We start from the raw sequence: 22,617 nt of genomic DNA, 5'->3' as shown, positions 1-22,617 counted from the left end.
TTCGACGCGCAAAAATGCCGGCGCTACCGGAATACCGGTAGCGCCGGCAACTGCCTACAGCGGGTCGGGCCGGACCTTCACGTTGCCCAGCGAACGGATCAGGGCCACGGCGGTGATGGACCCCGCTGCCATGATCGAGGCGAGCACCACCACCTGGAAACGGCCCGCCTCGAACGGGGAGGCGCCGCCGAAGATCGCCCCCACGAAGGCGCCCGGGAGCGTGACAAGGCCAGTGGTCTTGGTCTGGTCCGTGGAGGGAATCAGGGCCGAGTGCACCGCCTGCCGGGCCTGGACCAGGGTGGCCTGCCGCGGGGTGGCACCCAGCGCGAGCCACCCCTCCACCTGGTCCCACTGCTCCATCACGGCTTCGAAGAAGCGCCTGCCGGCCAGGGTGGCGATGGTCATGGAGTTGCCGATCACGATCCCGCCCACCGCCAGCGCGTACCGGGGCGAGAATTCAATGGCGCCCGTTCCGAACACGACGGCGACCGTCACCAGGATCCCGGCGGCCATGGTTCCGGCCACCAGGCCAAAGCGCCGCCAGGACCAGGTGAGCCGCCGGGTTGCGGTTACGGACGCCACGCTGAACATCACCAGCAGCGCCACGCCCACCCAGAGCGGGTCGCTGATGACACCGCCCAGCACCAGGCTGATCACCGCCAGCTGCGCCGCGCCGCGAAGGATGGCCAGGGCGGGGGAGAGGTACGACGGCGTCCGCGAGCCCCACAGGATGCCCACCGTGAGTGCCGCCAGGATGGCAATGGCCGCCAGGGTGGGCAGCAGGGCGGCAAGCACGGACATCCTGCCAGCTTACTGAGCGCCCGCCGTCGTCCCCGCCCGGACGCCCGATCACGTTTGGCGCGTTTTCCTGCGACGCCCGATCACGTTTCGCGGGTTTTCCTGCGACGCCCGATCACGTTTGGCGCGTTTTCCCCTGACGCGCCATCACTTCCACGGCTGTCGCGGGCCGTGAGTTGGTTCCGGTGACGGGACGGGATAAGACTGTGGGTATGTCACGGGGAACCCTTCGGATCTTTCTGGGCGCGGCGCCCGGCGCGGGCACCACGTACGCCGCGCTGCGGGAAGCGCACCGGCTGCTGGCCGGGGGCAGCGACGTCGTGGTGGGCATTGCCGCGGACCACGGCCGGGAGGAGACGCGGCAGCTCGTTGAAGGGATCGACGCCGTTGCCCCGCGCCTTTCGGCCGGTACCGGGGGAGCGGAGGCGTCCGGGCTGGACGTGGACGCCGTGCTGGAACGGAATCCGGATGTGGCGCTGGTGGACGAATACGCGCAGGTCAACGCCCCGGGCAGCAGGAACCAGCGGCGGTGGCAGGATATCGAGGAACTGCTGGCGGCGGGCATCGACGTACTGTCCACCCTCTGCGTGCAGCAGCTGGCGTCCCTCAAGGACGTGGTCGCCGCGATCACCGACGATCCGCCGCAGGCCATGGTGCCGGATGGGATTGTGCGGCGGGCGGACCACATCGAGCTTGTGGACATCTCTCCGGACCTCCTGCGCCAGCGGGTGGCGGACGGCAGGATCTTCCCGGCGGACCGGATCGACGCCGCCCTGGCCAACGAGTACCGGCCGGGCACCCTCCTGGCCCTGCGCGGGATCGCCCTGATCTGGCTCGCGGACCGGGTGGAGGAAGGCCTGGCGGCGTACCGGGAAAGCCAAGGCATCACCGCCGCCTGGCCCACGCGCGAACGGGTGGTGGTGGGGATTGCCGGGTCTCCGGAGGACGGGGTGCTCATCCGGCGGGCAGCCCGGATCCTGTCCAGGGTCAACGGCAGTGAACTCCTGGCAGTCCATGTGCGCGGTACCACCGCCCGGCGGGAGGCATCCGAGCAGGCGGTGGAGGCGCAGCGGCAGCTCATCACGGACCTCGGCGGCACCTGCCACACGGTGTCCGGGGATGACCCGGCGCGGTCCCTCCTGGAGTTTGCCCGGAGTGCCAACGCCACCCAGATTGTCCTCGGGGCGTCGCCGGGAGGGCTCTGGAACCGCGTCCTGGGCAGGGGCGTGGCGTCAAGGGTGGTGCGGGACTCGGGAGACATCGACGTGCATCTGGTCTCCCATCCGCCGGCAGCCCGGGGACTCCCGCGGCACACCCCCGCCGCCCTCAGCCGGGCGCGCACCACGGTGGGCTACATCCTCGCGGTACTCCTCCCCGTCCTCGCCTCCACCGTCCTGTCCTTCAGCCGCGACCTGAACCTCGCCACCCACGCCCTGGTGCACCTGACCGGGGTGATGGCGGTGGCGTTCATCGGCGGGCTCTGGCCGGCCGTGCTCGCAGCCGTCCTGGCATCCCTGCTGCTGAACTACTTCGAAACGGACCCGGTGGGCACGTTCAACATCAGCGACCCGCAGAACGTCTTTGCCCTGCTGGTCTTCCTCGGGGCCGCGGTGGCTGTTTCCCTGGTGGTGGGCCTGTCCGAACGCCGGGCGCGGGAAGCTGTCCGCGCCCGTGCCGAGGCCACCACCCTCGCCGACCTCGCCCGGGACGCGCTCCTGGCGGACGATACCGTTGCCGGCTTCCTGGACAAGGCCCGCGAAACCTTCCAGGTCCGGGCCGCCGGCCTCTTCACCCGCGCCGGGGACCGGCAGAACACGTGGGAACTGCAGGCCTTCTCCGGGGACGCGCCGCCACCGGCCCCGGAAGCGGCCACCGCCATGACGGACAACGTGGAACTGGCCGATCCCCGGACCGCCCTGGTCCTGTCCGGCCGCACCCTGACGGCGGGGGACCGGCTCCTCCTGGCCGCCCACGGCGCCCACCTCCTGCTGCTCCGGCAGCACCACGCCCTGCAGCGCACCCTGAAAAGCACCACGAAACTGGCCGAAGGCAACAGCGTCCGCACCGCAATCCTGAGCGCCGTCAGCCACGACCTTCGGACGCCGCTGGCCGGGATCAAGCTGGCGGTCACCGCCCTGCGCCGCCAGAACAGCAGGCTCCCGGCGGAGGTGCAGGAAGAAATGCTCGCCACCATCGACTCCTACTCCGAGCGCCTGGACGCCCTCATCTCCAACCTCCTGGACATGTCCCGGATCTCCAGCGGATCGGCCGCCCCGCACACCGCCCCCGTCACCTGGCGCGACGCCATCGAGGACGCCCTGCGCGGCATCCCCACGGAGCGCATCCGGATCGACCTCGCCCCGAACATGCCGGCCGTGGACGCGGACCTGGGCATGCTGGAGCGGGTCATCGCCAACATCGTGGAAAACGCGCTCAAGTACGCGCCCGGCTCGGACGTGGTGATCGTGGGCGTTTCCGGAGCTGCCAACGCAGCGGACGACGGCGGCACACCCTTCGGCGAGCTCCGCATCGTCGATCACGGGCAGGGTGTGCCCGCTGCCGCGGTGGTGGAGATGTTCCTGCCGTTCCAGCGGCTTGACGATGCGCCGGAGGGACTGGGGATCGGGCTGGGCCTGGCCGTGGCGAAGGGCTTTACCGAGGCGATGGGCGGCCGGCTGGTGCCCGAACCAACTCCGGGCGGAGGGCTGACCATGGTGGTCAGGCTGCCGCTGTCCACCGGGCCCTACAGCCCCCACCTCCGCCGGGAAGCAGGCACCAAAACCGCATGAGGACAGTCCTGATCGTTGACGACGAACCGCAGCTGCTGCGCGCCCTGCAGGTGAACCTGCAGGCGGAGGGGTACCAGGTGCTCACAGCCCTGGACGGGGCAGCCGCGCTCAGGCACGCGGAAGGCGGCCACCCGGATGTCATGGTGCTGGACCTGGGCCTGCCGGACATCAACGGCGTGGACGTGATCACCCGCGTCCGCCGGACCAGCAGCATGCCCATCATCGTGCTGTCCGCCCGGCACGGGTCCGTGGACAAGGTCAGGGCCCTGGATGCCGGCGCCGATGACTACGTGACCAAGCCGTTCGGGCTGGACGAGCTCCTGGCCAGGCTGCGCGTCGCCGGCCGCCGGAGCAGCACGCCCGAGGTTGCCGAGGCCCCGGCCGCCGTCGACGTGGGGGACTTCGAGGTGGACCTGGCCAACCGGAAGGTCACCCGGGAAGGGGAACCGGTCCGGCTCACCCCGCGCGAGTGGGCCATCCTGGAGCTGCTGGTGCGGAACCCCGGCCGGCTGATCACCCAGCAGCAGATGCTGGCCAAGATCTGGGGACCCGGGTACGACAACGAGACCCATTACCTGCGCGTCTACATGGGCCAGCTGCGCCGCAAGCTGGAGGCGGACCCGGCCCGGCCCAGGCACCTGCTCACGGAAGCCGGGATGGGCTACCGCTTCGAGCCGTGACGCCCTGCCGGGCCCGGCGGGTGGTTGAGGGGCTTACCGGACGATCTTGAAGTTGAAGGCGGGGGTGCCCAGCGCGCCCCAGAGGCGCAGCCAGACGGGCAGGAGCATTTCGGTGCCGCGGGCGGTGGAGATGTCACCGAGATCGATGACGTCTTCATGGCCGAAGTCCTTCAGGAGGCCGGTGACGGTGTTCTTGGCCTCCGCGTCGTTGCCGGAAACGAAGACGGTGCCGGGGTCGGCCAGGAGCGTGGGCCGTGCCATGAGGTCGGCGTTGAGCGTGTTGAGGGACTTCACTACCCGCGAGGCGGGGAAGGCGCGCTGGATCTGTTCGCCAAGGGAATCGGTGTCCTTGACGAACAGGGTGGGCGGCATGCCCTGGCTGAAGTCGAGCGGGTTGGCGATGTCCAGGATCACCTTGCCGTCCAGGTTCCCGGCGCCGGCCGCTGCAAGGACGTCCAGGGACACGCTGCCGTTGGTTGCGTTGACGATGAGTTCGGCACCGGCCGCTGCGTCCGCGAAACCGGCGACGGCGACGCGAGGGTTTTCGGCGCTCCAGGCGGCGAACGGGGGAGTCCCCATGGCGTCCGGCGCGGTGCGGGCGAGGGTGGCCTTCGGATCGCGGGTGCCGATGGTAACGGTGTGGCCCAGTTCGGCCAGGCGGGTGGCGATGGTCCGGCCGACGATGCCGGTTCCGAGGACGGCGATGTTCATGGTTGCTCCTTGTGTCTCCGCGAGGGGCAGGAGAGTTTGTGACGGATCGTTCTCATGTAGTTTGTGACGGAACGTTCCGTCTGTCAAACTTGAAGCCACATAAGGGTGCAGGGACTTTTAGAGGAGGGCGGTCCAGATGGTGCGAAGAACGGCCGAGGAGAACCGGCGCAATGTCCTGGAGGTGGCCACCCGGCTGTTCTATCAGCAGGGGATAAGGGCCGTGGGGATGGATGCGGTGGTCAAGGAATGCGGTGTTGGAAATGCCACCGTCTACCGGCAGTTTCCCACCAAGGACGCCCTCGCCACCGCGTATGTGCAGGGACGTGCCGACGCCTGGTTTGAGCGGATGCGCCAGGCTGCGGACGCACAGCCAGGCCCCAAGGAGAAGCTCCTTGCGGTGTTTGCGGTGCTGGCTGATGACTGTGCCGGCCCAACGTACCGGGGCTGCCCGATGCTGAACACGAGCACCGAGTTTCCGCTCGGCCAGCACCCGGCCCATGTGGCCGCCGTTGACCACAAGCAGCAGGTGCGCGACTGGTTCAGTTCGCTCGCGGCCGACGCCGGAGCGGACTCGCCGGACCAGCTCGCCGAAGAGCTCCTCATCATTCTCAATGGCGCTTACGCCACGGCGGCAGTGCTCGACGGCGGCGTGTACGGAAGGCGCGCACTGGCCCTTGCAAAGTTGCTCATCGAGCAGGCCTGCCCGCGCCCCTAAAGCACGCCGCGCCAGCCGCGTGCCGCCGTCGTCAATCCCCGCGTAAATGATTCGTCAATAAAGGTCCTTTTCGAGGGCCGGCTGTTTTGGCCGGTGCTAGCTTCGCAGTGGTCGCGGTGCAAAGGGCAGCGCGGAAAGGCAGAGATGACCACGTTGAGCAGGCCCCCGGCGGATCCTTCCGCGCCCCATGCCCACGGCAGGAAGGCGCTGAAGGACTGGCTGCTGTTCGGGCTGCAGGACAGCAAGGGTGCCCACCAGGGCCCCGGCGGCGTGCCCACGCAGCACGAGAAGAAGCATGCGTGGTGGCAGGTCATGTGCCTGACGGGCGTGGACTACTTCTCCACCTTGGGCTACCAGCCGGCCATCGCCGCCCTGGCCGCCGGCGTCATCTCGCCGCTGGCCACCCTGGTGCTCGTGGCCGTGACCCTGCTCGGTGCCCTGCCGGTGTACCGCAGGGTGGCCGGTGAAAGCCCCCGCGGTGAAGGCTCCATCGCCATGCTGGAACGGCTGCTGCCGCGGTGGGGCGGCAAGCTCCTGGTCCTGGTGCTGCTGGGGTTCGCGGCCACCGACTTCATGATCACCATGACCCTGTCGGCCGCGGATGCCACGGCGCACCTGATCCACAACCCCGTGGCCCCCGGCTGGCTGCAGGGCCAGAACATTCCCATCACCCTGGTCCTGCTCGCATTGCTCGCTGCCGTGTTCCTGCGGGGTTTCAAGGAGGCCATCGGCGTCGCCGTGGTCCTGGTGGTGGTGTACCTGGGCCTGAATGCCATCGTGGTGGTGGTGACCTTGGGCCAGGTGATCTCGCACCCGGTGGCCATGGGTGACTGGTGGACCAACCTGTGGGTCTCGCACGGCAACCCGCTGATGGCGGTGGCCATCGCCCTGCTGGTGTTCCCCAAGCTGGCGCTGGGCCTGTCCGGCTTCGAGACCGGCGTCGCCGTCATGCCCCAGGTGCGTGGCGCGGCCAATGACACGGAGGAAAACCCTGCCGGGCGCATCAAGGGTGCCCGGCGCATGCTCACCACCGCCGCCGTGATCATGAGCGCCTTCCTGCTGACCTCGAGCTTCATCACCGTGGTGCTCATCCCGGAGCAGGAGTTCCAGCCGGACGGCCAGGCCAACGGCCGCGCCCTTGCCTACCTGGCGCATGAATACCTGGGTGTGGGCTTCGGCAGCGTGTACGACATCAGCACCATCGCCATCCTCTGGTTCGCCGGGGCGTCCGCCATGGCCGGGCTGCTGAACCTGGTGCCCCGCTACCTGCCCCGCTACGGCATGGCCCCGGGGTGGGCCAAGGCCGTGCGGCCGCTGGTGCTGGTGTTCACCCTGATCGGCTTCCTGATCACCTTCATCTTCAATGCCGACGTCGATGCGCAGGGCGGTGCGTACGCCACCGGCGTCCTGGTGCTGATGACCTCAGCCGCGGTGGCCGTGACCCTCTCGGCCCGTCGGCGCAGGCAGCGGAACCTCACCGTGGGCTTCGGCGCCATTTCGGTGGTGTTCGCGTACACCACCGTGGCGAACATCTTTGAACGGCCCGAGGGCATCCGGATCGCCGCCATCTTCATCCTCGGCATCATCGTCATCTCGCTGCTGTCCCGTGTCCGCCGCTCCTTCGAACTGCACGCCACCCGGGTGCACCTGGACCAGCAGGCCCTCGAATTCATGTCCAGCACCCTGGACGGCCCCATCGCGATCATCGCGCACGAACCGCTGCGGATGACCCCGGAGGCCTACCGGGACAAGCTCGAGTCAGCCATCGAGGTCAGCCACCTCCCGCTGGCCGGCGAGGCGCTGTTCCTCGAGGTCATCGTGGACGACTCCTCGGACTTCGAAACCGAGCTCCACGTCCGCGGCGTCAACCGGCACGGCTACCACATCCTGGAGGTCCACGGCCCGGTGGTTCCCAACACCATCGCCTCGGTGCTGCTGCACATCCGGGACGTCACGGGCCTCATGCCGCACATCTACTTCCGCTGGACAGAGGGGAACCCCATCACCAACCTGGTCCGGTTCCTCTTCCTGGGCGAGGGCGAGATCGCGCCGGTCACCCGGGAGGTGCTGCGCGAGGCCGTCCCGGACGTCACCCAGCGGCCCTGGGTCCACGTGGGCTGACGCCGGGTTGGCCGGTTTGCGGCTGGCTGATGTGCGGCACCGAGGCCGCCACCCGGGCTGCGTCCGCCAGGCTGGCAGGTGCCTTGTCGCGGAAGGCGGACTCGGCGTCGTCCTCCCAGACGCCGGCGGCCAGCACCACCACGTGCACCATGTCGCCGTAGGAGTCGTTGCAGGCCAGGATGTCGCCGGGCACCTTGTGCGCCGACGGCCCGGCTGACGACCAGGGCTGGAAGACCACCCACCAGCCCTCACCGTCCTGGTCGGGGAACAGGTAGCCGCTGGCCGGCTGCAGCGCGCGTCCGTTCAGTCCGCGGCCGCCGTAGCCCTCCACGGCCCCGGCTGCCGCGGCGAACTTGACCCTGCCACGGTCCTCGGGCGACTCATCCCACCGCATCCTGCGCTCCCGGCTCTCCACACTTTCCCTGAGTTAATGAAAGGTCCGGAGGGGGCTATCCGGGGCGTGGGCGGCCGTTTTTTGACGCATTATTTACGGGCCGCCGTGCGAAGGCTCCGCAGGTCAGCGCCCATAATGGGACCCATGGAAAGCCCCGTAACCATCCGCCCCATGTGCCCCGAGGACTGGGACGCCGTCCACGCCATCTACGCCGCCGGCATCGCCACGGGGGAGGCGACCTTCGAGAGCGAGCCGCCCACCTGGGAAGCGTTCGACGCCGTGCGGCTGGCTGAGCACCGGATGGTCGCCCGGGACGCGGGTCGGGTGGTGGGCTGGGCCGCCGTGTCCCGGGTTTCCTCGCGTGAGGTGTACCGGGGCCTGGTGGAGCACTCTATCTACGTGGCGCCGCAGGCGCAGGGCCGGGGCGTGGGCCGGTTGCTCCTGGGCGCACTGGTCGAGTCCACGGAGGCTGCCGGCATCTGGACCATCCAGTCCAGCATCTTCCCGGAGAACACCGCCAGCCTGGCGCTGCACCGGAAGCTGGGCTTCCGGGTGGTGGGTACCAGGGAGCGGATTGCGCGGATCAGCGCCGGCCCCAAGGCGGGGCACTGGCAGGACACGCTGCTGCTGGAACGCCGCAGCGCCGTGGCCGGGACCGAATAGCTGCCCTCACCCACTTTGATTCCTACGAACCACTTGCTGGGCCTAAGGACCCTGTCCTGACCTTCCGCCCGGGCCTAGCGTCATGGGGACATGCCTCCCCGAATACACTTGGAGCCCACAATGCAGGTCCCCGTACTCTTCCGGCGCAGTGCGGCCACGTTCGCCGCCGCAACAGCTCTTGTCCTTTCGGGCGCGTCCGCTCCGGCCTTCGCCGCGCAGGACCCGGTCAACTATGTCAACCTGGGGGACTCCTACTCGGCCGGCTGGGGCTCGTTGGCGCCAACCGCAGTCGTCAACCCGTACGTCGGCAGCCCGGCCTGCCGGCACGGCGGCCCGGACGACGTGACGATGCTCGATCAGCTCAAATCCGTGGCACTCGCCGGAGACTACGCGTGTGCAGGCGCGACTGTCGGAGCAAACGAGTCCGGTATTCCGACCATCGCCCAGCAGGCGGCAAAGGCATCCCTTGATGGTGCGCTGGACAGCGCAACTGGGCTGGTGACCCTCACAGCCGGCGGAAACGACGTCAACTTCGGACCGATCATCGCGGCCTGCGCCGCTGACACATCGCCGCAGGCCAGCGGGTGCCAAGCGGCCACAGCGTATGGACTTGGCCTGGCAGCGCAGGTCGATGTCGTCAAGACCGTTGGAACAATCCGTCAGTTGGCACCAAATGCCAAAATCATCTGGCTCGGGTACCCCCATCTCTTCGCGACAGCCGGGGAATCCACCACAGTCATCGCCGGAGGTGGCGTCATGTCCGCAGCGGCGGCGGCGGTCTTCGACAACGGCACAGACCAACTTAATGCGCTCCTCGCGAGCAAGGCCCGGAGCGCGGGCGCGCAGTTCGTGGACGTCGCTCCCAAGTTCAATGGCCACGAAATCGGATCCTCCGACTCCTGGTTCAACCTCGGCCCGTACACGGACTTCAACTTCCACCCGACCGCCCAGGGATATGCGCAGGGTTACTACCCTGCCATGGTCAGCCAGATCAAACCCGCCAGGCTCGTCAACCGCTGACAAGCGTTAGCCACGGCGCTGCTGCTGGAACGCCGCAGCGCCGTGGCCGGGACCGGGTAACTTACCGCGAGGGCAGGGTCAGGATCTCGGCGCCGTCCTCGGTGATCGCGATGGTGTGTTCGGTGTGCGCCGTCCGGCAGCCGGTGGCGCTCCGCAAGGTCCAGCCGTCGTCGTCCGTCACCAGCTCCGCCGTGTCCGCCATGATCCACGGCTCCAGCGCCAGCAGCAGCCCGGGCCGCAGTTTGAAGCCTCGCCCCGGCCGCCCGGTGTTGGGGACGTGCGGGTCCTGGTGCATGGTGGAGCCGATGCCGTGGCCGCCGAACTGCGTGTTGACCGGGTACCCGGCGTCTATGAGGACGCGGCCGATCGCGTAGGAGACGTCGCCGATCTTGGCGGCCGGCCCGGCGGCGGCGATCCCGGCGGCCAAAGCCCGTTTCGTGGTTTCGATCATGGCCACGCTCTCTTCCGGGCGTGAGTCCCCCACGATGAAGCTGATGGCGGCGTCCGCGGCCTTCCCGTTCTTGACGACGGCGAGGTCCAGCGTCAGCAGGTCCCCGTCGGCCAGGTCATAGTTGTGGGGGAGTCCGTGCAGCACGGCGTCGTTGACACCGGTGCAGATGTAGTGCCCGAACGGGCCCCGGCCGAAGGACGGCGCGTAATCCACGTAGCAGGATTCGGCCCCGGCCTCGGTGATCATCTCCTTGGTCCACTGGTCGATGTCCAGGAGGTTGGTGCCCACGGCGGCGCGTTTCTTCATGGCCTGAAGGATGTCCGCCACCAGGGCGCCCGTCTCCCGGGCTCGGGCCACTTCAGCGGGGTTCAGGATTTCGATCATGGGGCGCCCTTCGTATCCGGTAAAACCTACGGGCCATCCTATTTCCCGTTTCTCCGCGCACTGCAAGGGGAGGCGGGAATCGGCGGGATTTGTGCGGGTTGCCGACAGACATAGATAGGTGTAAATATTTACATGTGTCTATGTCTTTGGAGCTGACCCCCGTGGAAGCAGTGGCGTGCTGCGCGCCGCTGGCCCGTGAACCCCTGACCGAGCCGGAAGCGGAAGGGATTGCCCCGTTGCTGAAGGCCCTGGCCGATCCGGTCCGGCTGCGGCTGATGTCCCTGGTGGCCTCGCGTGCAGGCGGCGAAGCGTGCGTCTGCGACCTCAACGACGCTTTCGAACTCTCCCAGCCCACCATCAGCCACCACCTCAAGATCCTGCACGAGGCCGGGCTGCTGGACCGGGAGAAGCGCGGCGTGTGGGTCTACTACCGCGCCCGGACCGAGGCGCTGCAGAACATTGCCGCCCTGATCGGCGGCCAGGCCGCGTGAACGTCCTGGGCCGGCGGGTTGCCGCTGAATTCGTGGGCACCGCGTTCCAGGTGATGGCGGTAGTGGGCTCGGGCGTCATGGCCTCGCGGCTTTCACCGGACGACGCCGGGCTGCAGCTTCTGCAGAACAGCCTCGCCACGGGTGCGGCGCTGGTGGCGCTGATCGTGGCACTCCAGCCGGTGTCGGCGTCGTTCAACCCCGTGGTGACCCTCGTGGAGCGTGCGCTGGGCATGATCGATACCCGCGCGGCGGCAGGCCTGGCCGGGGCGCAGGTCCTGGGCGGCCTGGCCGGCACAGTGGCGGCGAACCTGATGTTCGGGCTGGACGCGGTGACGGTTTCGTCGCACGTCCGCACCGGCCCGGCTCTCTGGTTCGGCGAGGTGATCGCCACAGTTGGCCTGCTGGTGGTCATCTTCGGCAGCGTCCGCTCCGGCCGGGCAGACCGGGTGGCGTTCGCCGTCGGCGGGTACATCACCGCCGCGTACTGGTTCACCAGCTCCACCAGCTTCGCCAACCCTGCCGTGACCATCGCCCGGACGGTCACGGACACCTTCGCCGGCATCGCGCCGTCGTCGGCCCCTGCCTTCATCCTCGCCCAACTGTTGGGCGGCGCCGCCGGGTACGTCCTGGTCCGGTTCCTTTACCCACCCCTCGCAACTCCCGCCGTCGCCACGGCTGACCGAAAGGTGCTCTCATGAGCCAGAAGCCCTCCGTCCTGTTCGTCTGCGTCCACAACGCGGGCCGGTCCCAAATGGCGGCCGCCTTCCTCACCACGCTGTCCAAGGGCGCCATCGAGGTCCGCTCCGCCGGATCGCAGCCGGCCGAGAAGGTCAACCCGGCCGCCGTCGAGGCCATGGCCGAGGTGGGCATCGACATGTCTGCCGAGATCCCCAAGGTCCTCACCACTGAGGCCGTGAAGGATTCCGACGTGGTGATCACCATGGGCTGCGGCGACGAGTGCCCCTACTTCCCGGGCAAGCGCTACGAGGACTGGGTCCTGGAGGACCCCGCTGGCAAGGGCGTGGACTCCGTCCGGCCCATCCGCGACGAGATCAAGACCCGCGTCGAATCCCTCATTGCCTCCCTTATCCCTGCTTCGGCCTGAAAGGTTGTTGACGCTATGGCATCCCTGGAATCCCTCCCCGTTGCCGTGATCGGAGCCGGTCCCGTGGGGCTGGCCGCCGCCGCGAACCTGCTGGAACGCGGGCTGGAACCGCTCGTCTTCGAGGCCGGTCCCGCCGTCGGGGCAACCATCCGTCAATGGGGGCACGTCCGCGTGTTCTCCACCTGGAAGTACAACCTGGACCCCGCCTCGGTGCGGCTGCTGGAGCGCCACGGCTGGGAAGCTCCACGGCCCACCGCGCTGCCGTACGGGTCGCAGATCGTCTCCGAATACCTTGAGCCGCTTGCCGCGACGCCGGAGCTCAAGGACCGGATCCGGACCGGGTCTCGGGTTGTGGCGGTCACCCGGCAGGGCATGGACAAGGGCCGCAGCCAGGGCCGGGACAGTGCCCCGTTCCTCCTGCGCATAGGGCACGACGGCGGACAGGTCACCGAGGTGCTGGCCCGCGCCGTGATTGATACGTCCGGGACCTGGAGCAGCCCGGCGCCGCTGGGATCCTCAGGCCTGGCCGCTCCGGGCGAGGCGGAAGCGCGTGCCGCCGGCTTGGTCACCGGTCCGCTGCCGGACGTAGCCGCCGGTGGTTTCGCCGGCCGCCGCACCCTCGTCATCGGCTCCGGGCACTCCGCCGCCAACATGGTCCTCGATCTGGCCCGCGTGGCCCGCGCGAACCCCGGAACCGAAGTTTTCTGGGCCATCCGCTCCGCCACCCCGGCCCGGGCCTACGGCGGCGGCGACGCCGACCAGCTGCCCGCCCGCGGCCAGCTCGGGGCCAGGCTCCGCACCGCCGTCGAGAGCGGAGCTGTGCAGCTCCTGGCCAGCTTCCATACTGCTGCCATCGACGTGCAGGGTGCCGCCGTGACCGTGCACTCCGCGGACGGCCGGAGCGTTGAAGTGGACCGGGTCATTCCCGCGACGGGGTTCCGCCCGGACCTGGCCATGCTGTCCGAGCTGCGGCTGGACCTGGACCCCGCCGTCGAGGCTCCCAAGGCCCTGGGCCCGCTCATCGATCCGGACTTCCACAGCTGCGGCACCGTCCCCGCCCACGGTGCCCGGATCCTTGAGCAGCCGGAGAAGGACTTCTACCTCGCGGGCATGAAGTCCTACGGCCGCGCGCCCACGTTCCTCATGGCCACCGGGTACGAACAGGTCCGCTCCATCGCCGCCGCCCTGGCCGGAGACACCGCAGCCGCGGACGCCGTCGAACTCGAACTGCCCGAAACCGGTGTCTGCTCCACCTCAATTCCGGACGACGCCGGGGATGCTGTCGCGGACGCCTGCTGCTCAGCCCCGGTTCCGGTGACGATCGGTTTCGCGACGGGACTGCAGCATGGCCGGTCCGGAGCGGCTGTGTAGCGGGAGCGCCATCATGCCTGACGAGGATCCGGTGCGGCAGGAACTGCTGTGGATCGCGGCCGACTTCCGGAGCATCGTCCTGGGCGCCTCGGCGGATGAGCTGGACCTGCCGTCGAACGGGACGCGCTGGACCAACCGGCAGCTGCTCTTCCACATGGCGCTGGGGCAGAACATCGCCCTCGCCGGGATCCCGCTCCTAGGAGACTGCTGAACTAAGTGCTTTGTAGGGCTGGTCCGTGGCGTTCGCTGTCGGGCCAGCCCTACCTTTTGTGGGTTGGGGTTTCTGGGGTTGAAGTGTTTTGGGGTGGTTCCGGGCTTTTGGTGCCTGTTGGCCGGGTAGGGGGTGTTGTTTTGGCTGGCTGTGAGAGGCCTGGTCCTGGTTTCCGGGTTCAAGCGATGGCCCAGGATCCCTGTTCCGCGGTGAGTCCGAGCTTCAGGAGGCGGCGGAGGTTCAGTCCCGCGATCCGTAGCTGGAGCCAGGCGTTGTTCCGGTTGATGCCGCGATGGGGAACGCGTCGGTTGCCGCGGGTGAGCCATGCGATGGACCGCTCGACCATGGGCCGGTGGGTGCGGTAGTCGTCCTGGAAGGCCGGGTTCTTGGCGCGTTGGCGGTGTTGCCGTTGCAGCGCGTCATGTTCGTGGAGAACGATTTTGCGTCCTCGCGGTGAGGCGGTGCATCGGTGCCGGAGGGGGCAGCCTGTGCAGGCGGCGCCGAACGTGACCCGTCGTTTGGTGGTGATGTTGCGGGTGAGTCCGTGCGGGCAGGTCATGGTGCCGGCTGCTTCGTCGACAGTGAAGTCATCGAGGGTGAATCCGCCTTCGACTGCTGGGCGGAGGGGCCAGGGTTTGATCACCGGGGTGTGGCCGGCACGGGTGAGGGCGGCGAGCATGTCCCCCGTGCCGTAGGCCGAGTCGGCCAGGACGTCCAGGCTTGTGCCGGCGATCGTGGAATCCATGCCGATCAGCCGGGCACCGACGGCCCCGTCGCTGTTTTCCGGGCCGGAGGCCTTGGTCAGTTCCGCGGCGGTGATCAGCCCGGTGTCGGGTTCGATCACGATGTGGGCCTTGTATCCGTCCTGCTGCCTGGACTGGGTCTTGTGCGCGTGCCGGGTGTCGGGGTCAACGGTGGAGATCATCCGGTCCGGGGCGACCTTCCGGGCGATCCGCCATCGCCCGTCGGTCCCGTCGGAGTCCTCGGCCGGTTCCACGTCCTGCCCGGCGACCAGGGCCAGCAGAGCGTAGGCATCAGCAGCCTTTCCGTCCAGCGTTTCGGGATCGACCGCGGCCAGCAACGCCAGGGCGTCGGTGACCAGCGCGGAGATCAGCCCGTCTTTCGCTCCCTGGTCATCCCAAGCGATGTCCGGCTTACCCGTGCGGATGTAGTCATAGCCCGTGGCGTGGGCGGTCACGAGTTCTTGTCCGCCCGGGATGTCCCGGCCGAAGCGGCGGACCGCGGCGATCAGCTGCGTGATCGTGTCCTGCCTCGCGACCGCGTCGTCCAGGACCGTTGAATCCACCGCCCGTCGGCGCCTACCCGTCAAAGCCCCGGTTTCCGCGACGACTTTGGCGATGGCTTCCATGATCCGGTGCGGATCCGACGAGGCGGCCAGCCGCTTTCGCCAGTACGTCAGCGTGCTCGGATGGAACGCGGTATCGGTCAGCCCGTAACCGCAAGCGGCCTTCCACCTCAGATCAAAAGTCAACGCCTCGGCGGTTTCCCGATCAGAGAGGCCCTGCAATGCCTGCAGCACCAGCACCGACCCGATGACCGGCGCCGGAACCGACGGCCTGCCCCGCCGCGACGGAAACAAATCCTCCATCATCGAATCCGGAAACAACCGCCCCCGATGTTTGGCCAGAAAAGCGAAAACACTGCCCGGAGCCAACAACTCCCCGGCCAATGCCTCCACATCCAAATACCCGCGTTGCGCGTCCTCGCGTCCCTGCATAAGACCAGTCTTAACCACCAGACCCACCAGTCCAGTCGACGCGCCCCACATCCGCCGATTAGTTCAGCAGTCTCCTAGGGCTGTTCTCGCACCTGCCTCCCGGGGCCTCGCGCCGCTGGAGCCGGATCCTCGACTCCTGCTCAGGTCCCTACAACTGGGTGAACTGGGCCGGAAGCGCAGCGGCCGGTCGGGTCCTGCCGCCGCAGGCCATGGCCTGGATGATGGACCGGACCACCGCGGTCATTGTCCACTGGTACAGCCGCGCGGACAGCAAGGCCTTGGCCCGAGGCATGACCATGCCCGTGCGCTGGGACCCCTACTTCCTTCCGTGGATGAGCCGCCGGGAAATCCTGGAATGGGCGCCCAGGCACTACCGCCACCACCGGGCCCAGCTGAGCCTGAGCACCCTTCCGGCCTGAGCCGGCGCTCGCGTGCACTCCCGGAACGGGACTCAGCGGGCTGGCGGGTCTCCGCCGTCCAGGCCGATGGAACGGCCGCGGGCAAAGTGGGCGTTCGCGATCTCATTGACCTCGCGGACGCTCTTCCCCGGATGGGCCAGCCGGAGCCACTCGTAGTCCCACTCCTGCATGTCCCGCACGCGGCTGATCCGCTTGTGGGCACGCATTTGGGCCGTAAGCTCCTCGCCGCTGGGGACCGCCGGGGGCGGGGGCCTGACGGGTTGCGGCCTGGGCGGCGGCATCTGGGCTGGCCGTGCCGGGGCATTTGCGGAGCGGACCAGCGCCACGGTCAGCGCAACCACCCCCGCAGCAATGAGGAGCACCCACCAGTACTGGATGATGAGGGCTACGACGATAAGGACGAGGAAGGGGGCGCACCCGACTGCGCCCCCGCCCTTGCCGGCTGACCGACGTCGTTTGGCTGCCATGCTGGTTCCTCTTGCGGAGTGGTGGAACGTTAGGAATCCACTCTTCCACCGGGCGCGCGCCATGTCATGAGTAGTGGCTACTCGACTTTTGCGCTCCAAGGCCGATCAGGCAGCGCCTAGTCGATGTCGGTGCTGGTGCTCAGTTCCTGCCACTGGTCCAGTTCCGCGCGCTGGGCGTCGGCCACCATGCCGAACGCGCCGAAGGCGTCCGTGCCCAGGACCAGCAGGCCCGGCGGGTTGGGGGAATCGACGACGGCGAGGATCGCCTTGGCTGCCTTGTCCGGGTCCCCGGGCTGGTTGCCGTGGGCGGTGTCGACTTCCTTGCGGCGCTTGCCTGCCGTGTCCGCGTAGTCACCTATCGCCGTCGCGGACTGCGTGAGCGAGCGGCCGGCGAAGTCGGTGCGGAAGCCCCCGGGCTCGATGGCGGTGACGTTGATGCCGAGCGGCTTCAGTTCGTTGCGGAGCGATCCGGACATGCCTTCCAGCGCTGCCTTGGTGGCGGCGTAGTAGCCCGAGCCGGCCGGCGTGATGCGCGCCCCGATGGAGGAGATGTTCAGGATGGACCCCGACTTGTTGGCGCGCATGCCGGGGACCACGGCCTTGATCATGTCCACGGCGCCGAAGAAGTTGGTGTCGAAGAGGCGTCGGATGTCGGCGTCGTCCGCTTCCTCCACGGCCGCGCGGTAGCCGTAGCCGGCGTTGTTCACCAGGACGTCGATGCTGCCGAACTTATCCTCGGCTGCCTTCACTGCCGCGGTGATCTGCGCCTTGTCCGTAACGTCCAGCGCCAGGGGGAGCGCGGTGTCCGGGAAGCCGGCGGTGATGTCCTGGACCGCGTCAACGTTCCGGGCGGTGACGACGGCGTTGTGCCCGGATGCGAGCACGGCTTCCGCCAGTGCCCGGCCAAGTCCGGTCGAACAGCCTGTGATGAGCCACGTTGCCATGAGGGGTTTCCTTTCCTAGGGGTTGTAAGGCGGGGCAGGCACCTAAGCCCGCTGCCGCCGTCGTGCGTGTGCTGTCAGTTCGTGGGTGCCGTAACTGTTGTCGTCCGGGTTGACCGTGACGCCGGGGGCCACCAGCTGGTCGATCCGGTCCAGCACCTCAGGTGCCAGGACGGTGTCCGCGGCCGGGAGGTAGGACTCCAGCTGCTCCATGGTGCGCGGGCCCACGATCGCGGACGTGACGCCCGGGTGGTTGATCACGAACGCGATGGCCATCTCGATGAGCGTGACGCCGGCCCACTCGGCCACCTGCGCGAGTTCCTCCACGACGTCCAGCTTGCGCTGGTTGGCGGGCTGGCTCATGTCGAACCGGGCACTGGGCCGGCGGGACGAGGCGGGCCGGGACGGGGAGTCCTTCCGCCACCGGCCGGAGAGCCAGCCGCCGGCCAGCGGACTGTAGGTGAGGGTTCCCATCCCGTGCCGCAGCACCGTGGGGAGGACGTCCTCTTCGATGCCGCGGGTCAGGATGGAGTACGGCGGCTGATCGGTGACGAACCGCTCCAGGTTGCGCTCGCGGGACGCCCACTGCGCCTCCACGATCTGCGAGCCGGAGTAGGACGAGGAGCCGATGTAGCGGACCTTCCCCTGGCGGACCAAGTCGGTGAGGGCGCCCAGCGTCTCCTCCACGTCGGTGTCCGGGCTGGGCCGGTGGACCTGGTAGAGGTCGATGTGGTCGGTGTTCAGCCGGCGCAGCGAGTTCTCCACCTCCCGCATGATCCAGCGCCGCGAGCCGCCGCGCTGGTTGGGGTCCTTTTCGTCCATGGGCATGAAGAACTTGGTGGCCAGGAAAACGTCGTCGCGGCGCCCGGCAATTGCTTCGCCCACGATCTCCTCCGAGGCGCCACCGGAGTAGACGTCTGCGGTGTCGATGAAGTTGATGCCGGCGTCGAGGGCGCGGTGGATGATGCGGGTGGCGTCGGCGCGGTCGTCGTTGCCCCAGGGGCCGAACATCATGGCGCCGAGGCAGAGGGGGCTGACCTGCACTCCGGTGCGGCCGAGCGGGCGGTATTCCATTGTTGCTTTCTCCTTTAGGCTTCCGGGATGACCATGGCGAACCGTTCCGGGCGGGCCACATCAGGGTCCGGTCCGCTGCGGACGCCGGTATCCAGGGCATCGATGGTCTGGAGCTCCGCCGGGGACAGCTCAAAGCCGAACACGTCGAAATTCTCCGCGATGCGCACCGGGTTGGTGGACTTGGGGATCGCGGAGCGGCCCTGCTGCAGGTGCCAGCGGAGCATCACCTGCGCGGGGGTCTTGCCGTGGGCCTGCGCGACGGCGGCAACCGCCGGGTCCCGCATGACGTTCTTCCGGTTCTCGCCCCACCCGGGGTAGAACGTGATGCCGCCGATCGGCGACCACGCCTGGGTGAGGATGCCGGCCTCAGCGTCCGCTGCCTGCACGTCCCGCTGCTGGAAGTAGGGGTGCAGTTCGATCTGGTTCACGGCCGGCACCACGTCCGTTTCCTGGAAGAGCTGCTGCAGGTGGTGCGGCATGAAGTTGCTGACGCCGATGGCCCGCACCCGCCCGTTCTTGAGTAGGGTTTCCAGGGCCTTGTACGCGGCGATGGTCTTTTCCATCCGGTCCGGCGCGGGCTGGTGCAGGATGAGCAGGTCCAGCTGTTCCACGCCGAGCTTGCCCGCCGCCTTGTCCCACGCGTGCAGGGCCTGGTCGTAGCCGTAGTCGCTGACCCAGACCTTGGTTTCGATGAAGACGTCGGCGCGGTCCAGGCCCGAGCGGCGGATCCCTTCGCCCACCTCGCGCTCGTTGCCGTACGCTGCGGCCGTGTCGATGTGCCGGTAGCCCACCTCGAGCGCTGTCTGGACGGCCGCCGTCGTCTCTTCCGGGGGACTTTGGAAGACGCCCAGGCCAAGTGCTGGCATGCTGACGCCGTTGTTGAGTTTCAATTCCATGCCTCCACGCTATTTCGGCGCGCGGGTTTGTGGGAGGACTTGCCAGTCCCTCTTTCGCTGCCTGCCCGGGGCGTAGCGTGGAGGCCATGACCAACAGCGACGACGTGCGGAAATTCCTGACCTCCCGCCGCGCGCGGCTCACCCCGGAGGACGCCGGGCTGCCTGCGTACGGCGGCAACCGGCGCGTGGCCGGGCTGCGGCGGGAGGAGGTGGCCATGCTCGCGGGGATGAGCATCGACTATTACATCCGGCTGGAGCGGGGGAACCTTGCGGGTGCCTCGGACAGTGTGCTGGAGGCCCTGGCGCGGGCGCTGCAGTTGGACGACGCCGAGGCGGCCCACCTTTTCGACCTGGCCCGTGCGGCCAGCGCGGCTCCGCGGGTGCGGCGGAAGCGGAGCCCGCAGGCGGTGCGGCCCAGCGTGCAGCGGGTTATCGACGCGATCACGGCCGCACCGGCCTGGGTCCGCAACGACCGCGGGGACGTGCTGGCCGCCAACGAGTTGGGCCGGGCCCTGTACCTGGAAATGATGGCGGACGCAGTGGCCCCGCCCAACAGTGCACGGTTCACGTTCCTGAACCCCAAAGCGCGGGAGTTCTTCCGGGACTGGGAGCGCAGCGCCGATGACATCGTGGCCGTCCTGCGCTCCACGGCGGGGAAGAACCCGTATGACAAGGACCTCTCAGACCTGATCGGCGAACTCTCCACCCGCAGCGAGGAGTTCCGCATCCGCTGGGCCCGGCATGACGTCAAGTACCACCGCACCGGGCGGAAGCGGCTGCACCATTCCGTCGTGGGGGACCTGGACCTGACCTACGAGGCGATGGAGCTCCCCGCGGACCCGGGCCTGCGGATCAACATCTACACGGCCGAGCCCGGCACGCCCTCGGAGGATGCGCTCAAGGTCCTGGCCAGCTGGGCCGCGACACAGCGCGCAGCCGGGGCCTTGCTGGAGGTGCCGGCGTCTGACGTGCCGGCGCGGGAGACCTGAATGACGATGCTGCCAGAGGCGTCAAACCGGGGTGGCTTAGCGCTGGCAGCGACAGGTTGTCCTGCGGTGGAGCCCGGCCGGGGTGTTGGCACCCTGCTTATAGGGCTAGCCTGTAAATGAGTCGGCAAGTTCGTTCGCTTTTTCTACAGCTACCTCTGGGTTCGGTAACTGTTCTCCTTTTTCACGGTGGGGCCAGATTGGCAGCAGGAGACTAACAATCGCCTTTGGGGTTTCAGAGGGCGAATGAGCGGAAGCGAATATGGCCACTGGCCATCAATCTGGTTTGGCGTCGTCTCCCTTCGGGAGCATATATGTGGTGACGGGTGAAGAGCTCGTTGGGCGCGGCTTGCGGGCGCTGTTGTCGGCTAACGGGTTCAACGCGGCCGGTGTGGCGGGGTCTGTCCGCCAGGCGGCGCGGCGGATTCCCGCGATACGTCCGGATCTGGCCATCATCGACGATGATCTTCCCGATGGCTCCGGTGCCGGGCTTTGCCGGACTATCGCAGCCGCTGACGCCACTATCCGGTGCGTGCTGATGACAGGTGAAACCGACGAAGCCGTGCTGATCGGGGCTATCCTGGCCGGCGCCTGGGGGTGTTTGTCCCAACAGGACGATAACGCGGAACAGCTCAGGCTGATCCGGCGGGCAATGCGCGGGTACACCGCGTTCAGCCGTCGTTTCCAGACCGGCATCCTGGCCCCGATCCAGGCCGACGGGACGAACGGGCCCGACGGTCGGTTGGGAATGCTTTCGAAACAGGAAATGAAGGTGGCGGCTGGGGTGGCCCGCGGGTTGAGCAACGGACAGATCGGACAGGAAATGTTTCTGGCCGAAAAGACAGTGAAGAACATGGTCTCTTCCGTGCTGCTGAAATTCGACATGTCGCGCAGGACGGAGGTCGCGGTGTTCGTCTCCGGTGCGCTTGAGCAAACGGAAGACCTTGCGCAGGAGTACCGGCGCAGTCGTAACCCGGACCTGGTCGCGGAAGTCACCGCGGCGCTGATTATCTGCACCAGCGAGGCAGGCAGCAGGCCGCTCTCCCGCAACATGCTGCTACTGGACGCCATGCGGCTTGCTGATGCCCTGGCCGTTACCCGTGCCCGGCCTCGCGCGGCAAGGCACTTGCCGGAACGGCGGAGGAAGTCTAAAGGCCCTGAGGGCTGAGGACGGACTCGAGCCAGTCCTCAGCGCACCTACGGCAGCGCTCGGCCTTCCTCCAGCCACGCCATCGCCTCATCCGTAGACGTGAAGAACCGGTTGGGATGCACCGGTTTGTGCCGCCCGGAGAAGAAGTCGGCAATGGTCTGGTCAACGGGCGTGACGCCTACTATGGCCGCGCGCGTCACCGGCCAGGAACCGGCAAAGGCCTTCAGGGCGCCCTGGTCAATCCACTGCAAGCCCGTGATCTCCACCAGCATCGGGAGGGCGCGGCCGCCGCTGAGCTCCCGCGCCCGCTTCATCAGCGCCACTGCATCGCGCTCACTGACCACGTCCCCGGGGGCCCACTTCAGGTGCAGCAGTGCCCCTGCGAGCTCGATGGTCCCGGTGACGTCGTCCATACCCCTACTCTGCTGCTACTTCCCGGTGAACAGCAACACCGAATGACAACGGGCGACGGCGGCGCAGGCCAGGGCGGCCTGCCCGCCGCATGGAGGCAGGCAGGCTGCCGGGCGCGGGTTGGGTGCTAATGCCCGGTTCGCGGGGATGGGCCACCCGGCTTGCGGGCCGGGTCCACGCTGCCGCCCTTTCCGTAGTTGCCTTCCGGGTACCGCCCGGTTTCGGAGGCGGCGGTCCGCCCGGGTACTGGGCCGGCCCCGCCGTAATCGGCCTTGACGTAGCGCCCGGCTCCCACGGTCCTGTCGCCCAGGGGTTCGGGCAGTCCGCCTTCGCTGCCCGCGGGCCCGTAGTTCCCCTCAATGTACTGGCCCTCTTCGTCTTCGGCATGGCGGCCGTGCTGGGCACCGGCTTTGCCGAAGTTGCCTTCAACGTACCGTCCGCGCAGGTCGGGCGCCTCGGGTGCGCCTTCCGGAGCCGGGGTGTTTTCGGTGCTGCTGTTGTCGTTCATGATCGTGCCTTTCGAACGAACCCCACGTCCCCATGGCGCGGTCCGGTCTGTTGCGCTTTTGAAACTATTGCCATTCCGGGACTGTTGCCTAGGGATACTTTCGGCGTAGCATAAAAGTACGCG

The 22,617-nt window shown here is 68.3% G+C and carries 25 protein-coding genes; 14 read left to right on the top strand and 11 right to left on the bottom strand.

Going from position 1 to position 22,617, the window contains the following annotated elements:
* Positions 1-54: 54 nt before the first annotated feature.
* Positions 55-801: an ABC transporter permease gene (locus ACZ9J7_RS03050; protein ID WP_476206926.1), complete on the bottom strand. Its 747-nt coding sequence runs from the start codon at positions 799-801 to the stop codon at positions 55-57.
* 209 nt (positions 802-1,010) lie between these two features.
* Between ACZ9J7_RS03050 and ACZ9J7_RS03045 the strand changes: the two genes are divergently transcribed.
* Together ACZ9J7_RS03045 and ACZ9J7_RS03040 are read left to right on the top strand one after the other, a co-directional pair.
* Positions 1,011-3,587: a DUF4118 domain-containing protein gene (locus ACZ9J7_RS03045; protein WP_476206924.1), complete on the top strand. Its 2,577-nt coding sequence runs from the start codon at positions 1,011-1,013 to the stop codon at positions 3,585-3,587.
* Complete coding sequence (locus ACZ9J7_RS03040) at positions 3,584-4,267, top strand: response regulator (protein WP_476206922.1); 684 nt, start codon at positions 3,584-3,586, stop codon at positions 4,265-4,267. Before ACZ9J7_RS03045 ends, ACZ9J7_RS03040 begins: the two co-directional genes overlap by 4 nt.
* A gap of 33 nt (positions 4,268-4,300) precedes the next feature.
* On the opposite strand, the gene ACZ9J7_RS03035 is transcribed toward ACZ9J7_RS03040, so the two are convergent.
* Positions 4,301-4,978, bottom strand: coding sequence for an NADPH-dependent F420 reductase (locus ACZ9J7_RS03035; protein ID WP_476206920.1), 678 nt, complete (start codon positions 4,976-4,978; stop codon positions 4,301-4,303).
* A 136-nt stretch (positions 4,979-5,114) separates the two neighbouring features.
* On the opposite strand from ACZ9J7_RS03035, the gene ACZ9J7_RS03030 reads away from it, so the two are divergent.
* Both ACZ9J7_RS03030 and ACZ9J7_RS03025 read left to right on the top strand, forming a co-directional pair.
* Positions 5,115-5,693, top strand: a complete 579-nt coding sequence (locus ACZ9J7_RS03030; protein ID WP_476206918.1) for a TetR/AcrR family transcriptional regulator — start codon at positions 5,115-5,117, stop codon at positions 5,691-5,693.
* A gap of 144 nt (positions 5,694-5,837) precedes the next feature.
* Positions 5,838-7,814: an APC family permease gene (locus ACZ9J7_RS03025; protein ID WP_476206916.1), complete on the top strand. Its 1,977-nt coding sequence runs from the start codon at positions 5,838-5,840 to the stop codon at positions 7,812-7,814.
* Here ACZ9J7_RS03025 and ACZ9J7_RS03020 read toward each other — a convergent pair.
* The gene (locus tag ACZ9J7_RS03020) at positions 7,783-8,208 is read right to left on the bottom strand and encodes a hypothetical protein (RefSeq protein WP_476206914.1); all 426 of its coding nucleotides are present in this window, start codon (positions 8,206-8,208) and stop codon (positions 7,783-7,785) included. The genes ACZ9J7_RS03025 and ACZ9J7_RS03020 overlap by 32 nt on opposite strands.
* 144 nt (positions 8,209-8,352) lie before the next feature.
* Here ACZ9J7_RS03020 and ACZ9J7_RS03015 point away from each other — a divergent pair, with 144 nt between their 5' ends.
* Entirely contained in the window at positions 8,353-8,871 is a 519-nt protein-coding gene (locus ACZ9J7_RS03015; RefSeq protein WP_476206912.1) for an N-acetyltransferase family protein, read from the top strand.
* 120 nt (positions 8,872-8,991) lie between these two features.
* Positions 8,992-9,891: an SGNH/GDSL hydrolase family protein gene (locus ACZ9J7_RS03010; protein WP_476206910.1), complete on the top strand. Its 900-nt coding sequence runs from the start codon at positions 8,992-8,994 to the stop codon at positions 9,889-9,891.
* 61 nt (positions 9,892-9,952) lie between these two features.
* Here ACZ9J7_RS03010 and map read toward each other — a convergent pair whose 3' ends face one another.
* A complete protein-coding gene (map, locus tag ACZ9J7_RS03005; RefSeq protein ID WP_476206908.1) occupies positions 9,953-10,726 on the bottom strand; it encodes a type I methionyl aminopeptidase in 774 nt (257 codons plus the stop codon).
* A 140-nt stretch (positions 10,727-10,866) separates the two neighbouring features.
* On the opposite strand from map, the gene ACZ9J7_RS03000 reads away from it, so the two are divergent.
* The 5 genes from ACZ9J7_RS03000 to ACZ9J7_RS02980 are packed head-to-tail and all read left to right on the top strand — an operon-like array spanning position 10,867 to position 13,904.
* A complete protein-coding gene (locus ACZ9J7_RS03000) occupies positions 10,867-11,217 on the top strand; it encodes a metalloregulator ArsR/SmtB family transcription factor (RefSeq protein ID WP_476211793.1) in 351 nt (116 codons plus the stop codon).
* A complete protein-coding gene (locus ACZ9J7_RS02995) occupies positions 11,214-11,915 on the top strand; it encodes an aquaporin (protein ID WP_476206906.1) in 702 nt (233 codons plus the stop codon). Before ACZ9J7_RS03000 ends, ACZ9J7_RS02995 begins: the two co-directional genes overlap by 4 nt.
* Positions 11,912-12,322 carry an arsenate reductase ArsC gene (locus ACZ9J7_RS02990; RefSeq protein ID WP_364396711.1) on the top strand — a complete coding sequence of 137 codons (411 nt, stop codon included), beginning with the start codon at positions 11,912-11,914 and terminating at the stop codon, positions 12,320-12,322. The genes ACZ9J7_RS02995 and ACZ9J7_RS02990 overlap by 4 nt, the downstream gene beginning before the upstream one ends.
* 15 nt (positions 12,323-12,337) lie before the next feature.
* Entirely contained in the window at positions 12,338-13,693 is a 1,356-nt protein-coding gene (locus tag ACZ9J7_RS02985) for an FAD-dependent oxidoreductase (protein ID WP_476206903.1), read from the top strand.
* A 13-nt stretch (positions 13,694-13,706) separates the two neighbouring features.
* The gene (locus tag ACZ9J7_RS02980; RefSeq protein WP_476206901.1) at positions 13,707-13,904 is read left to right on the top strand and encodes a hypothetical protein; all 198 of its coding nucleotides are present in this window, start codon (positions 13,707-13,709) and stop codon (positions 13,902-13,904) included.
* Between the two features lie 178 nt (positions 13,905-14,082).
* Here the strand turns inward: ACZ9J7_RS02980 and ACZ9J7_RS02975 are convergent, their stop codons facing one another.
* On the bottom strand, positions 14,083-15,642 hold the full coding sequence (locus tag ACZ9J7_RS02975) for an IS1182 family transposase (protein ID WP_476206900.1): 1,560 nt from the start codon (positions 15,640-15,642) through the stop codon (positions 14,083-14,085).
* Between the two features lie 158 nt (positions 15,643-15,800).
* On the opposite strand from ACZ9J7_RS02975, the gene ACZ9J7_RS02970 reads away from it, so the two are divergent.
* Positions 15,801-16,061 carry a hypothetical protein gene (locus tag ACZ9J7_RS02970; RefSeq protein ID WP_476206898.1) on the top strand — a complete coding sequence of 87 codons (261 nt, stop codon included), beginning with the start codon at positions 15,801-15,803 and terminating at the stop codon, positions 16,059-16,061.
* 32 nt (positions 16,062-16,093) lie between these two features.
* Here the strand turns inward: ACZ9J7_RS02970 and ACZ9J7_RS02965 are convergent, their stop codons facing one another.
* The 4 genes from ACZ9J7_RS02965 to ACZ9J7_RS02950 form a co-directional block, all read right to left on the bottom strand.
* Positions 16,094-16,528 (bottom strand): hypothetical protein, encoded by a 435-nt coding sequence (locus ACZ9J7_RS02965; protein WP_476206897.1) that lies wholly within the window; start codon positions 16,526-16,528, stop codon positions 16,094-16,096.
* 116 nt (positions 16,529-16,644) lie between these two features.
* Positions 16,645-17,472, bottom strand: a complete 828-nt coding sequence (locus ACZ9J7_RS02960) for an oxidoreductase (RefSeq protein ID WP_476206895.1) — start codon at positions 17,470-17,472, stop codon at positions 16,645-16,647.
* A gap of 42 nt (positions 17,473-17,514) precedes the next feature.
* Entirely contained in the window at positions 17,515-18,543 is a 1,029-nt protein-coding gene (locus ACZ9J7_RS02955; RefSeq protein WP_476206893.1) for an aldo/keto reductase, read from the bottom strand.
* Between the two features lie 14 nt (positions 18,544-18,557).
* Positions 18,558-19,439 carry an aldo/keto reductase gene (locus tag ACZ9J7_RS02950; protein WP_476206891.1) on the bottom strand — a complete coding sequence of 294 codons (882 nt, stop codon included), beginning with the start codon at positions 19,437-19,439 and terminating at the stop codon, positions 18,558-18,560.
* Between the two features lie 86 nt (positions 19,440-19,525).
* Between ACZ9J7_RS02950 and ACZ9J7_RS02945 the strand changes: the two genes are divergently transcribed.
* Together ACZ9J7_RS02945 and ACZ9J7_RS02940 are read left to right on the top strand one after the other, a co-directional pair.
* Positions 19,526-20,428: a helix-turn-helix transcriptional regulator gene (locus tag ACZ9J7_RS02945; protein ID WP_476206890.1), complete on the top strand. Its 903-nt coding sequence runs from the start codon at positions 19,526-19,528 to the stop codon at positions 20,426-20,428.
* A 316-nt stretch (positions 20,429-20,744) separates the two neighbouring features.
* Complete coding sequence (locus ACZ9J7_RS02940) at positions 20,745-21,593, top strand: response regulator transcription factor (RefSeq protein WP_476206888.1); 849 nt, start codon at positions 20,745-20,747, stop codon at positions 21,591-21,593.
* 29 nt (positions 21,594-21,622) lie between these two features.
* On the opposite strand, the gene ACZ9J7_RS02935 is transcribed toward ACZ9J7_RS02940, so the two are convergent.
* The gene (locus ACZ9J7_RS02935) at positions 21,623-21,988 is read right to left on the bottom strand and encodes a DUF7793 family protein (protein ID WP_476206886.1); all 366 of its coding nucleotides are present in this window, start codon (positions 21,986-21,988) and stop codon (positions 21,623-21,625) included.
* Between the two features lie 125 nt (positions 21,989-22,113).
* Positions 22,114-22,494: a hypothetical protein gene (locus ACZ9J7_RS02930; protein ID WP_476206885.1), complete on the bottom strand. Its 381-nt coding sequence runs from the start codon at positions 22,492-22,494 to the stop codon at positions 22,114-22,116.
* Between the last annotated feature and the right edge of the window lie 123 nt (positions 22,495-22,617).

Source organism: Pseudarthrobacter sp. TE9888 (assembly GCF_056279345.1).
The sequence above is the reverse complement of the archived record's forward strand: the minus strand, read 5'-3'. Positions and strand labels throughout refer to the sequence as shown.